Raw genomic sequence first — 12,401 nt, 5'->3', positions numbered from 1 at the left:
CCCCGCCCCATGACCCACGCCATTGTCCTGTTTGCCCACGGGTCCCGCGACCCCCTGTGGCGCGCCCCCATGGAGGCAGTCGCAACGCGCATTGCGTCCCAAAGTCCAGACCGCCGAGCCATCTGCGCCTATCTGGAACTGTGTGAACCGGCCCTGCCGGACGCCGTCCGGCAATTGGTAGCAGATGGGGCCACCGCCGTCACAGTGGTTCCGATGTTTCTGGGCACCGGCAAACACGCCCGGGAGGATTTGCCCCTGCTGGTGCAGGAGCTGCGCACCGCCCACCCCGCCGTGCAATTCCACATCCAGGCCGCCATCGGGGAGGATCCACGCATGACGGCCTTGATGGCAGAGATCGCCTGCGAAAGCCCGCCGCTCTGAAATTTCTGGGGTGCGGTTCATTCGCTTAGACGATTGCAGCATAATGATGCAATCCTTTAGGCGATATTCGATATGAATCTGCACCAATTCCGCTTCGTTCAAGAGGCTGCGCGCCGCAACCTCAACCTGACCGAGGCCGCCAAGGCCCTGCATACCTCGCAGCCAGGCGTCTCCAAAGCCATCATCGAGCTGGAAGAAGAACTGGGCGTGGACATCTTCGCCCGGCACGGCAAACGCCTCAAGCGCATCACCGAGCCCGGCCAGCATGTGCTCAAAAGCATCGAAGTCATCATGCGCGAGGTGGGTAACCTGAAGCGCATTGGCGAGCAGTTCAGCGCGCAAGACAGCGGCACCCTCAGCATCGCCACCACCCACACCCAGGCGCGCTACGTGCTGCCGGTGCCTGTGGCCCGCCTGCGCGAGGCCTACCCCAAGGTCAACGTGAGCCTGCACCAGGCCACACCGCACGAAGTGGCCCGCATGATCATCGACGAGGTGGCCGAGATCGGCATGGCCACCGAATCCCTGGCTGACTACCCCGAACTCGTCACCCTGCCCTGCTACGAATGGCAGCACGTGCTGGTGGTGCCCAACGACCACCCTCTGGCGCAAAAGGAACGCATCGGTCTGGACGACCTCGCGCACGAAGCGCTGATCACCTACCACCCCTCCTTCACCGGCCGGGGCAAGATCGACCACGCCTTTGCGGCGCGCAAGCTCACGCCCCGCATCGTGCTCGAAGCCATCGACTCTGACGTGATCAAGACCTATGTGCGCCTGGGCCTGGGCATCGGCATCGTGGCCGAGATGGCCATGCGCGACGACCCGGTGGGCGACCTGGCCGTGCGCCCCGTGGGCCACCTGTTCGGCCAGAGCGTGGCCCGCGTGGCCTTCAAGCGCGGCGCCTACCTGCGCAACTTTGTCTACAAGTTTGCCGAGCTGCTCAGCGACCGCCTGAGCCGCGAGCTGATTGCCCGTGCGATGACGGGCCATGTCAACGACTACGAGCTGTGACCTCCGTTCAGCCCGAGAAGCACCCTGAACCCTTCCAGAATTCCCCCGTTTTCCAAGCTGCTGCGCCATGACCTCCTCCACCGCCCGCACACCCGCCTTCCCCAGCAAGCTGCCCAACGTCGGCACCACCATCTTCACCGTGATGTCGGCGCTGGCCACCGAACACAAGGCGGTGAACCTGGGCCAGGGCTTTCCTGACTTTGAATGCGCGCCCGAGCTGGTGAACGCCGTCACCGCCGCCATGCAAGCCGGCCACAACCAGTACCCGCCCATGACCGGTGTGCCCGCCCTGCGCGAAGCCGTGGCCCGCAAGATCGAGGCACTGCATGGCCGCGCCTACAACCCCAACACCGAAATCACCATCACCGCCGGTGCCACGCAGGCCATCATCACCGCCATCCTGGCCATCGTGCACGCGGGTGACGAGGTGATCGTGCTCGACCCGTGCTACGACAGCTATGTGCCCAACATCGAGCTGGCCGGTGGCAAGGCCGTGCGCGTACCGCTCACGCCCGGCACCTTCCGCCCTGACTTTGCCAAGATCAGCGCGGCCATCACGCCCCGCACCCGCGCCATCCTCATCAACAGCCCGCACAACCCCAGCGCCACCATCTGGACGGCCGAGGAAATGCGCCAGCTGGAAGATCTGCTCGCCCCCACCGACATCCTGCTCATCAGCGACGAGGTGTACGAACACATGGTGTTCGACGGTGTCGAGCACCAGAGCGCCGCGCGCTTTCCGGGCCTCGCCGCGCGTGCCTTCATCGTGTCGAGCTTTGGCAAGACCTTCCATGTCACCGGCTGGAAGGTCGGCACCGTGGCCGCCCCTGCCGCACTGACGGCCGAGTTCCGCAAGGTGCACCAGTTCAATGTGTTCACCGTCAACACCCCCGTGCAGCACGGCCTGGCCGCCTACCTGCAAGACCCCACGCCCTACCTGCAGCTGCCCGCGTTCTACCAGGCCAAGCGCGACCTGTTCCGCGAGGGCTTGGCAGGCTCGCGCTTCAAGCTGCTGCCCAGCACGGGCAGCTACTTCCAGTGCGTGGACATCTCGGCGATCAGTGATTTGAACGAGGCTGATTTCTGCCAGTGGCTCACCCGCGAGGTGGGCGTGGCGGCGATTCCGTTGTCGGCGTTTTATGGCGACGGGTTTGACCAGCGTGTGGTGCGGTTCTGCTTCGCCAAGAAGGATGAGACGCTGCGGGCGGCGCTGGAGCGGCTGCGCAAGCTGTGATCCGCAGGGCCCTCCAGGGCTCTTACTTCGTCTGCCGCGCCAGCCACACCCCCGCAGCCGCCAGCGCCATCCCCGCCAGCGCCCAGCCGCTGAGCGTCTCGCCAAACATCGCCCAGGCGATCAGCGCTGTGGTGGGCGGGGTCAGGTAGAACAGGCTGGCCACATTGACCGCGCCGCCCCGGCGGATGAGCAGGTTGAGCAGGCTCACGGCCCCCAGTGAGAGCACCAGCACCAGCCAGCCCAGCGCAAACACAAACTCGCCGGTCCACGATATGGCCATGGATTCGGTGGCGTAGGCGACCGCAGCCATGGCCACCGCACACGGCAGGTACTGGATCACCGAGCCCGTGCGCAAGTCGAACGAGGGGCAAAACCGCTTCTGGTACAGCGTGCCCGCCGTGATGCCCAGCAGCGCGACCACCGCCGGCAGCAGCATGCCCAGCAAAGCACCCGCCGGCACGGTAGCCACCTTGCCGGCCACCACCAGCGCCACGCCGGTGAAGCCCAGGGCCAGGCCCGCCCATTGGGCAGGCCGCACCTTCTCGCCCAGCAAAGCCCCGGCCACCAGGGCTGTCAGCAGCGGCTGCAAGCCCACCACCAGCGCTGTGATGCCCGACGGCAGCCCGTGCCCGATGGCCATGAACACACCGCCCAGGTACACGCCGTGCACCAGCAGGCCCGACACCCCGATGTGCAGCCAGGCCCTGCCCGACGGCGGCCAGGGTGCACGGGCTACGGCCACCACCGCGAGCATGAGCACGATGACGATGGCAAACCGCAGCGCCAGAAAGGTCAGCGGCTCCACATACGGCAGCCCCAGCTTGGCGCCGATAAAGCCGGTGCTCCAGAGCGCCACAAACAGCAGAGGGACGAAAGAATCGAGCGGACTGGAAGCGCTGGGACGGAGCGGTGTGGCCTGGGTCATGGAGAACAGAAGCGTGATGCAGGTTGGGGATGATCGCACCTTGCACACGCCTTTGCTTCAGGCCGATGCGAGCGTTCTCTTATGAACCATTGGGAGAACGGACAGACCTCAAGGTGCGCCACACCTGCCGGGCGTGCTGACGCCCGAAACCGGTGCGAGAACCAGTAAACCCGCGCTTCAAGGCAAAACTCTGAATAGAAATGGTCTGTAGCGCTTGAATATCATGCGCATACAGCTATAAATTCAATAGCAAACTGTCATACATCTTTCTGCCAACCAGACCTGGCGCCCGTGCATCTTGATGCGATCTTGATACCCCGCACCGCACTCTTGCGCCCATCTTGATGCGGCCGTTCCTAGCATCGGTCCATGTCTCAAGGAGGACGCTATGGACTGGATATTGATGGCGGTGGGAGGCCTGCTCTGGCTGGCCGTCTATGGTTTGGCCAAGGGTTGCGCGCTGCTGCAACGCCAAGCACAAGGGGGGCGGTCATGACCAGCGGCTGGATGATTCTGGCGGCCGTGCTCGCCGCTGCGCTTTTGGTGTACCTGATCGCCGTGCTGCTGCGGCCGGAGGACTTTTCATGAGCACCGGTGCCTGGCTGCAATTGGCAGTGTTCATGGCACTGCTGCTAACGCTGGCATGGCCGCTGGCGCGTTATATCGACACCGTGATGGCAGGCCGCTTTGCGCTGGGGCGGCGGCTGGAAGGCCCGCTGTTCCGACTGGCAGGCGTGCGGCCCGATGAAGAAGCCGGCTGGCTGCGCTACGCGCTGGGCCTGCTGGTGTTCAATGGCCTGGGCGTGCTGGCGGTGTATGCGCTGCAGCGCTGGCAAGCCGTGCTGCCGCTCAACCCTCAGGGCATGGCTGCGGTGGCACCCGATTCGGCCTTCAACACCGCCATCAGCTTTGTCACCAACACCAACTGGCAGGGCTATGGCGGCGAAAGCACCATGAGCTACCTCACGCAGATGCTGGCGTTGACGGTGCAGAACTTTCTGTCTGCCGCGACGGGCTTGGTGGTGGTCATCGCGCTGGTGCGTGGCTTTTCAAGGCACTCAGCACAATCCATTGGCAATGTGTGGGCCGACCTGACCCGCGCCACGCTGTGGGTGCTGCTGCCCCTGTCGCTGGTGCTGGCCGTGGTGTTTGCAGGCCAGGGCGTGATCCAGAACCTGTCGCCCTATACCGAAGTGCAGACGCTGGAGGCCGTGCATTACGACGCCCCCAAGCTCGATAGCGCAGGCCAGCCTGTGCTGGACGCCCAGGGCGCCCCGGTGACGGAACCCGCCACACAAACCACCCAGACGCTGGCCATGGGCCCCGTGGCCTCGCAGTTGGCCATCAAGATGCTGGGCACCAACGGTGGCGGCTTCTTCAACGCCAACTCGGCCCACCCGTTCGAGAACCCCTCGGCCGCGAGCAACCTGTTGCAGATGCTGGCGATCTTCCTGATCCCAGCTGCGCTGTGCCTGGTGTTTGGCCGCATGGTGGGCGATGAGCGCCAGGGCTGGACGATTCTGGCAACGATGAGTCTGCTCTTCGTGGTCGCAGTAGTAGCAGCCACCGCCTTCGAGCAGCAGGGCAACCCGCTGCTTTCATCGCTGGGTGTGGACCAGGCCGCCAGCGCACTGCAGGCGGGCGGCAACATGGAAGGCAAGGAAACGCGCTTTGGCATTGCCACCTCGGCCCTGTTCGCAGTGATCACCACAGCCGCCAGCTGCGGCGCGGTGATTGCCATGCACGACAGCTTCACCCCCCTCGGCGGCATGGTGCCCCTCGTGCTGATGCAGATGGGCGAGGTGGTGTTTGGCGGTGTCGGCTCGGGCCTGTACGGCATGCTGGTGTTCGCCATCATGGCGGTGTTCATCGCCGGGCTGATGATTGGCCGCACGCCCGAGTACCTGGGCAAGAAGATCGAGACACATGAGATGAAGCTCGTTGCCATCGCCATCCTCGTCACCCCCCTGCTGGTGCTGCTGGGCACGGCCGTGGCGGTGATGAGCGAGGCAGGCCGCGCAGGCCTCTCCAACCCCGGCGCACACGGCTTCAGCCAGGTGCTGTATGCGCTGTCTTCTGCCGCCAACAACAACGGCAGCGCCTTCGCAGGCCTGTCGGCCAACACCCCTTTCTACAACGTGCTGCTGGCCGTGGCCATGTGGCTGGGCCGCTTTGGCGTGATCGTGCCGGTGCTGGCCATGGCTGGGTCCCTCGCCGCTAAGAAGCGCGCCACCGCCACCGATGGCACCTTGCCCACCCACGGCCCGCTGTTTGTGGCACTGCTGGCGGGCGTGGTGCTGCTGGTGGGCTTGCTGAACTATGTGCCCGCCCTCGCGCTGGGCCCGGTGGTAGAGCATCTCGTGCTCACACCCCGTTAAGAAATGGCTGGGAGATTGTGATGACTCGCAAAACATTGACCCTGTTTGACCCCGCCCTGGTACGCCCCGCGCTGCTGGAGGCTTTCAAGAAGCTGGACCCGCGCGTGCAATGGCGCAACCCGGTGATGTTTGTGGTGTACGTGGGCAGCGCCTTCACCACCGCGCTGGCCGCCAGCAAGCCCGAGGGCTTCACCGCTGCCGTGGCGCTGTGGCTGTGGTTCACCGTGCTGTTTGCCAACTTTGCCGAGGCCATGGCCGAAGGCCGCAGCAAGGCCCAGGCGGCCTCGCTGCGCGGCCTCAAAAAGCAGACCTGGGCCAAAAAGCTGGACGGCCAGTTTGACCGCACCACCCCGCGCACTGCCATGACCTGGCTGCCGCTGGAGGCCGCCCACCTGCGCAAGGGCGATGTGGTGCTGGTGGAAGCCGGTGACACCATTCCCGCCGATGGCGAGGTGATCGACGGCGTGGCCTCGGTGGACGAAAGCGCCATCACGGGCGAATCGGCCCCGGTGATCCGCGAATCGGGCGGAGACTTCTCGGCCGTGACCGGCGGCACCCGCGTGTTGTCCGACTGGATCGTGGTGCGCGTGGCCGTGAACCCCGGCGAGACCTTTGTCGACCGCATGATCGCCATGGTGGAGAACGCCAAGCGCCACAAGACACCCAACGAGATCGCGCTGACCATCCTGCTGGTGGCGCTGACCATCGTGTTCCTGGGCGTGGTGGTTACGCTGCTGCCGTTCTCGCTGTTCAGCGTGCAGGCCAGCGGCGCGGGCGAGCCTGTGAGCCTGGTGGTGCTGGTGGCGCTGCTGGTGTGCCTGATCCCTACCACGATTGCAGGCTTGCTCAGCGCTATCGGCGTGGCGGGCATGAGCCGCATGATGCAGGCCAATGTGATTGCCACCTCGGGCCGCGCGGTGGAGGCCGCAGGCGACGTGGACGTGCTGCTACTGGACAAGACCGGCACCATCACCCTGGGCAACCGGCAGGCCAGTCAGTTCGTGTCTGCCCCCGGCGTGACCGATGCCGCATTGGCCGATGCCGCCCAGCTCGCATCGCTGGCCGACGAAACCCCCGAAGGCCGCAGCATCGTGGTGCTGGCCAAGCAGAAGTTCAACCTGCGTGAACGTGATCTCTCCAGCCTGCAGGCGGTGTTTGTGCCGTTCACGGCGCAAACCCGCATGAGTGGTGTAGACCTGCCCGGCGCCCGCCTGCTCCGCAAGGGCGCGGCCGACGCCATCCGCAAGCATGTGGAAGCCCTGGGCGGGCGCTTCCCCACCGCCGTACAGACCGCAGTGGACGATGTATCGCGCCGTGGCAGCACCCCGCTGGTGGTGGCCGATGGTGCCCATGTGCTGGGCGTGGTGGAGCTCAAAGACGTTGTCAAGGGCGGCATTAAGGAGCGTTTTGCCGAGCTGCGCCGCATGGGCATCAAGACCGTGATGGTGACGGGCGACAACCGCCTGACGGCCGCCGCGATTGCGGCCGAGGCGGGTGTGGACGACTTTCTGGCCGAGGCCACACCCGAGGCCAAGCTGCAGCTCATCCGCAGCTACCAGGCGGCCGGGCAACTGGTGGCCATGACCGGCGACGGCACCAACGACGCGCCCGCCCTGGCCCAGGCCGACGTGGCCGTGGCCATGAACACCGGCACCCAGGCCGCCAAGGAGGCGGGCAACATGGTGGACCTGGACAGCAACCCCACCAAGCTCATCGAGATCGTGGAGACCGGCAAGCAGATGCTGATGACGCGCGGCTCGCTCACCACCTTCAGCATTGCCAACGACATCGCCAAGTACTTCGCGATCATCCCGGCGGCGTTTGTCACCACCTACCCGCAGCTGTCGGCCCTGAACTTCATGCACCTGGCCAGCCCCTCGTCGGCCATCCTGTCGGCCGTGGTGTTCAACGCGCTGATCATCATCTTTTTGATCCCACTGGCCCTGAAAGGCGTGACTTACCGCGCCGTGGGTGCCGCCGCACTGCTGCGCCGCAACCTGGCCATTTATGGGCTGGGGGGCATGGTGGTGCCATTCATTGGCATCAAGTTGATTGACATGGTGCTGGCCGCAGCCGGGTTGACCTGAACCAGGGCCTCCCCCTGTGTCGCTTCGCGCCTTCCCCCTCCTCTCGCTTCGCTGCGCTACGCGGGGAGCGGGACGACACCCTCGCTGCGGGGCGGCCCTTGCTCGGTGTCCCCTCGCCTGAGCAGCGCCAGTCTGATGCGCAGCTCCCGGAATTTCATTGAAAGGAAAATCGTATGCCTATCCGTATCCCCCGCGACGACGTGCCCGCCAGCCCAGGCGGCCTGCTGCGCCCTGCCCTCACGCTGTTTGTCGTGCTGTCCCTCGTCACCGGCCTGCTCTACCCGCTGGCCGTGACCGGTGTCGCACAAACGGCCTTCCCGCACCAAGCCAACGGCAGCCTCATCACCCAGGGTGGCAAGGCGGTGGGCTCCGAGCTGATCGGCCAGTCGTTCAGCGAGCCCGGCCACTTCTGGGGCCGCCCATCGGCCACAGCGCCCATGCCCTACAACGCATCGGCCTCGGGCGGCTCCAACCTGGGCCCCACCAACCCGGCGTTGACCGATGCCGTCAAGGCGCGCATTGAAGCCCTGCGTGCTGCCGACCCGGGCAACACCCGCCCAGTGCCTGTGGACCTGGTCACCACATCGGCCAGCGGGCTGGACCCACACATCAGCCCGGCAGCCGCCGCCTACCAGAGCGAACGCGTGGCCCGTGCCAGGGGCCTGCCCGTGGGACAAGTGCAAGCCTTGGTGCAGCAGCACACCGACACCCCCTGGCTGGGCCTGTTGGGTGAGCCGCGTGTGAACGTTTTGGCCTTGAATCTGGCACTCGATTCGCTATCAAATAAATAGCTATCAGCGCAATTGATACTAGCGCTTGAGGCCTATTCGACATCAAATTGGTGGATACACTGTGCCCATGCAGGATCGCCCCGACCCCGACGCGCTGCTGCAGCGCATCCAGCAAGAGCAGGCCCAGCAGCAGCGCGGGCGGCTCAAGGTGTTTTTTGGCGCCTGCGCCGGGGTGGGCAAGACCTTTGCCATGCTGTCCGCCGCCCGGGCGGCACAGGCGCAGGGCCTGCCCGTCACCATCGGCGTGGTCGAAACGCATGGCCGCACCGACACCGAGGCGCTAACCGCACACCTGCCGCGCCTGCCGCTGCGCGCCCTGCCCTACAAAGACCGCACCCTGCCCGAGTTTGACCTGGACGCCGCCCTGGCCTGGGGCGCTGCGAACCCCGAGGGCCTGGTGCTGCTGGACGAGCTGGCCCACAGCAATGTGGCCGGATCGCGCCACCCCAAACGCTGGCAAGACGCCGAAGAGCTGCTGGCCGCAGGCATCGACGTGTGGTCCACCATGAACGTGCAGCACCTGGAGAGCCTGAACGACATCGTCAGCGGCATCACCGGCATCCGCGTGTGGGAGACGGTGCCCGACCAGTTTTTTGACGCTGCTGACGAAGTGGTGGTGGTCGACCTGCCGCCCGACGAGCTGCTGGCGCGCCTGAAAGCCGGCAAGGTCTACCTGCCCCAGCAGGCAGAGCGTGCCGCTGCCAACTTCTTTCGCAAAGGCAACTTGCTGGCCCTGCGTGAGCTGGCCCTGCGCCGCACCGCCGACCGCGTGGACGACGAAATGCGCGCCTACCGCCGCGCCAGCAGCACCAGCGCCGAGGCCGTGTGGCCCAACCGCGAGGCCCTGTTGGCCTGCGTGGGCACGGGCGACAACGCCGAAAAGGTGGTGCGCAGCTGCGCCCGCCTGGCCGCCCAGCTCGACCTGCCGTGGCACGCCGTGCATGTGGAAACGCCCGAGCAGCAAGGCCAGTCGGCCACCCTGCACCCGCAGGTGGAGCGTACGCTGAAGATCGCGCAGCAACTGGGCGCCGCCGCCTGCGCCGTGCTGCCCGCAGCCCAGCCCGCCCAGGCCCTGGTGCGCTATGCGCGCGAACACAACCTTGTGCGTGTGGTCATGGGGCGCAGCACCCGGCGCTGGCCGTGGCAGGCCACGCTGGCCGAGCAGATCGGACAAAGTGCCAGCGACCTGGACCTGCTGCAGGTGGGCACACTGCCCAGCCGCAGCGCCGACACCACCGAACGCAAAACCACCCGCACCAGCACCGCAGCCCCCCGCGCTGCATTCTGGCCCGGCTACATCGCCGCCGCCCTGGCCTGCTGCATTGCCGCCGTCATTGCCACACCGCTGGCCAACGTGCTGGAGCTGACCAACATCGTCATGCTGTTTTTGCTGGTGGTGGTGGGGGTGGCGCTGCGCTTTGGTCGCGGCCCGGCCATCATGGCGGCGTTCCTGGGCGTGGGGTTTTTTGATTTCTTCTTTGTGCCGCCCCGCTTCAACTTTGCGGTGAGCGACGCGCAGTACGTCGTCACCTTTGCCGTGATGCTGGTGGTGGCCCTGGTGGTGGGCCAGCTCACCGCCGGGCTCAAGGTACAGGCCGAGGCCGCCACCGACCGCGAACACCGCGTGCGCAGCCTGTACGACATGGCGCGTGACCTGTCTGCCGCCCTGCTGCCCGAACAGGTGGCCGAGATTGGCGCACGCTTCATCACGGGCGAGTTCAGCGCAGGCAGCACGCTGGTGGTGGCCGACGATGACAACCGCCTGCAGGTGCTGCCCGGAGGCACCGCCCCCGTGGACATGGCCGTGGCGCAATGGGCATTCGAGCGCGGCGAGCCCGCAGGCCGGGGCACCGACACCTTGCACTCCAGCCCCACGCTGGTGCTGCCGCTCAAGGCGCCCATGCGCATCCGTGGCGTGCTGGTGGTGGCCATGCCCCAAGGAGAGGTGCCTGGGGTGGAACCGCGCCGCCTGCTGCAGACCTGTGCATCGCTGCTGGCCATCTCGCTGGAACGCATCCACTACATCGACGTGGCACAAAAGAGCACGGTGCAGATCGAGTCCGAGCGGCTGCGCAACTCGCTGCTCTCGGCCATCTCGCACGATTTGCGCACGCCGCTGGCCTCGCTGGTCGGCCTTGCCGAATCACTGGCCATGGTGCAGCCGCCCCTGCCTGCCCATCAACAAGAACTGACCGGCGCCATCCAGCAATCGGCCCAGCGCATGAGCGCGCTGGTCAACAACCTGCTGGACATGGCCCGCCTGGAGGCTGGGGCCGTGCAGCTCAACAAGGCCTGGCAGCCGCTGGAAGAAGTGGTGGGCAGCGCCCTCGCCGCCAGCGCCCCGGCCATAGCAACGCACCGGGTCGAAGTGACTCTGCCCGACGACCTGCCGCTGCTGCAGATCGATGCCGTGCTGATGGAGCGCGTGCTGGTCAACCTGCTGGAAAACGCCGCCAAGTACACGCCCGCAGACACCACCATCCACATCAGCGCGCAGCCCCAAAGCGACGCGGTGGCACTGACCCTCACCGATGAAGGCCCCGGCCTGCCCAAAGGCCGCGAAGAGTTGCTGTTTGAAAAGTTCGAGCGCGGCGCCCGCGAAAGCGCCACGCCCGGTGTGGGCCTGGGCCTGGCCATCTGCCGCGCCATCGTGCAGGCGCATGGTGGCAGCATCCGGGGCGATACGATCTTGAACGCTCAAGGCCAGGCTGCCGGGGCGCGCTTTACGCTGCTGCTGCCACGCGGCACACCGCCCACCGACCTGGGCGATGACGCCAACGCCTGACACCCTTGCATCCATGCCATGCCATGACCGACCTGCCCACGCACATCCTCATCGTTGAAGACGAAGCCGATATTCGCCGCTTTGTGCGCCTGACGCTGGAGACCGAAGGCCACACCGTGCACGAGGCCGCGACCCTGCAGCGCGGCCTGATCGAGGCCGGTACCCGCCGCCCCGACCTGGTGGTGCTGGACCTGGGTCTGCCCGACGGGGATGGCGTGGACTTGATCCGAGACCTGCGCACCTGGTCGGCGATGCCCATCATCGTGCTCTCGGCCCGCAGCGCCGAAGCCAGCAAGATCGCGGCGCTGGACGCAGGGGCCGACGACTACCTCGTCAAGCCCTTTGGCTCGGGCGAGCTGATGGCCCGCGTGCGCGCGCAGCTGCGGCGTAGCCAGCGGGCCTCCAGCCCAGAGGCGATACCCGTCATCCAGTTCGGCGCCATCACCGTGGACCTTGCCCGCCGCACGGTAGAGCGCCGCACGCAAAGCAATGGCGAAGGCGATGGCAGCGAGGCCCTGCACCTCACGCCCATCGAATACAAGCTGCTCACCTATCTGGCCTCCCAGCCCGACCGCGTCATCACCCACGCCCAGCTGCTCAAGGCCGTATGGGGCCCAGGCCATGCTGAAGACACGCACTACGTGCGCGTGCACATGGCCAACCTGCGCAAGAAGGTGGAGGACAACGCCTCCATGCCTCGGCACTTGCGGACTGAGGCGGGTATCGGGTACCGGTTCGTACCCTAAAGCCCGGCCTTCAAGAGTTACACCAGCACCACCATGCCGCGCTCGGCCTGCAGCATGCAG

At 66.3% G+C, this 12,401-nt stretch carries 10 protein-coding genes; 9 read left to right on the top strand and 1 reads right to left on the bottom strand.

Annotated features, from left to right (window positions below; translation table 11 throughout):
* The first annotated feature begins 9 nt into the window (after positions 1-9).
* From ASC83_RS11530 to ASC83_RS11520, 3 genes are all read left to right on the top strand, one after another.
* Entirely contained in the window at positions 10-381 is a 372-nt protein-coding gene (locus ASC83_RS11530) for a sirohydrochlorin chelatase (protein WP_056062358.1), read from the top strand.
* A gap of 72 nt (positions 382-453) precedes the next feature.
* Positions 454-1,395: a CysB family HTH-type transcriptional regulator gene (locus tag ASC83_RS11525; protein ID WP_056062356.1), complete on the top strand. Its 942-nt coding sequence runs from the start codon at positions 454-456 to the stop codon at positions 1,393-1,395.
* A 67-nt stretch (positions 1,396-1,462) separates the two neighbouring features.
* Positions 1,463-2,629: a pyridoxal phosphate-dependent aminotransferase gene (locus ASC83_RS11520; protein WP_056062353.1), complete on the top strand. Its 1,167-nt coding sequence runs from the start codon at positions 1,463-1,465 to the stop codon at positions 2,627-2,629.
* Positions 2,630-2,651: 22 nt separating this feature from the next.
* Here ASC83_RS11520 and ASC83_RS11515 read toward each other — a convergent pair whose 3' ends face one another.
* On the bottom strand, positions 2,652-3,554 hold the full coding sequence (locus tag ASC83_RS11515) for a DMT family transporter (RefSeq protein ID WP_056062351.1): 903 nt from the start codon (positions 3,552-3,554) through the stop codon (positions 2,652-2,654).
* 492 nt (positions 3,555-4,046) lie between these two features.
* Here ASC83_RS11515 and kdpF point away from each other — a divergent pair, with 492 nt between their 5' ends.
* The 6 genes from kdpF (at position 4,047) to ASC83_RS11485 (ending at position 12,341) form a co-directional block, all read left to right on the top strand.
* Complete coding sequence (gene kdpF, locus ASC83_RS11510) at positions 4,047-4,142, top strand: K(+)-transporting ATPase subunit F (protein ID WP_056062349.1); 96 nt, start codon at positions 4,047-4,049, stop codon at positions 4,140-4,142.
* The gene (kdpA, locus tag ASC83_RS11505; protein ID WP_056062346.1) at positions 4,139-5,932 is read left to right on the top strand and encodes a potassium-transporting ATPase subunit KdpA; all 1,794 of its coding nucleotides are present in this window, start codon (positions 4,139-4,141) and stop codon (positions 5,930-5,932) included. Before kdpF ends, kdpA begins: the two co-directional genes overlap by 4 nt.
* 20 nt (positions 5,933-5,952) lie before the next feature.
* On the top strand, positions 5,953-8,019 hold the full coding sequence (kdpB, locus tag ASC83_RS11500) for a potassium-transporting ATPase subunit KdpB (protein ID WP_056062342.1): 2,067 nt from the start codon (positions 5,953-5,955) through the stop codon (positions 8,017-8,019).
* Positions 8,020-8,192: 173 nt separating this feature from the next.
* Positions 8,193-8,810, top strand: a complete 618-nt coding sequence (gene kdpC / locus ASC83_RS11495; protein ID WP_056062339.1) for a potassium-transporting ATPase subunit KdpC — start codon at positions 8,193-8,195, stop codon at positions 8,808-8,810.
* A 67-nt stretch (positions 8,811-8,877) separates the two neighbouring features.
* Entirely contained in the window at positions 8,878-11,595 is a 2,718-nt protein-coding gene (locus ASC83_RS11490; RefSeq protein ID WP_056062336.1) for a DUF4118 domain-containing protein, read from the top strand.
* A gap of 23 nt (positions 11,596-11,618) precedes the next feature.
* Positions 11,619-12,341, top strand: coding sequence for a response regulator (locus tag ASC83_RS11485; RefSeq protein WP_056062333.1), 723 nt, complete (start codon positions 11,619-11,621; stop codon positions 12,339-12,341).
* Positions 12,342-12,401 lie beyond the last annotated feature (60 nt).

Source organism: Acidovorax sp. Root402, assembly GCF_001425125.1.
Taxonomy (GTDB): Bacteria; Pseudomonadota; Gammaproteobacteria; order Burkholderiales; family Burkholderiaceae_C; genus Acidovorax; species Acidovorax delafieldii.
This window is presented reverse-complemented; position numbering and strand designations above follow the sequence as displayed.

Coding starts and splice junctions, on each gene's coding strand:
- kdpA (WP_056062346.1), top strand. CDS start 4,139: ATGAGCACCGGTGCCTGGCTGCAATTGGCAGTGTTCATGGCACTGCTG.
- ASC83_RS11520 (WP_056062353.1), top strand. CDS start 1,463: ATGACCTCCTCCACCGCCCGCACACCCGCCTTCCCCAGCAAGCTGCCC.
- kdpF (WP_056062349.1), top strand. CDS start 4,047: ATGACCAGCGGCTGGATGATTCTGGCGGCCGTGCTCGCCGCTGCGCTT.
- ASC83_RS11530 (WP_056062358.1), top strand. CDS start 10: ATGACCCACGCCATTGTCCTGTTTGCCCACGGGTCCCGCGACCCCCTG.
- kdpB (WP_056062342.1), top strand. CDS start 5,953: ATGACTCGCAAAACATTGACCCTGTTTGACCCCGCCCTGGTACGCCCC.
- ASC83_RS11515 (WP_056062351.1), bottom strand. CDS start 3,554: ATGACCCAGGCCACACCGCTCCGTCCCAGCGCTTCCAGTCCGCTCGAT.
- ASC83_RS11485 (WP_056062333.1), top strand. CDS start 11,619: ATGACCGACCTGCCCACGCACATCCTCATCGTTGAAGACGAAGCCGAT.
- kdpC (WP_056062339.1), top strand. CDS start 8,193: ATGCCTATCCGTATCCCCCGCGACGACGTGCCCGCCAGCCCAGGCGGC.
- ASC83_RS11490 (WP_056062336.1), top strand. CDS start 8,878: ATGCAGGATCGCCCCGACCCCGACGCGCTGCTGCAGCGCATCCAGCAA.
- ASC83_RS11525 (WP_056062356.1), top strand. CDS start 454: ATGAATCTGCACCAATTCCGCTTCGTTCAAGAGGCTGCGCGCCGCAAC.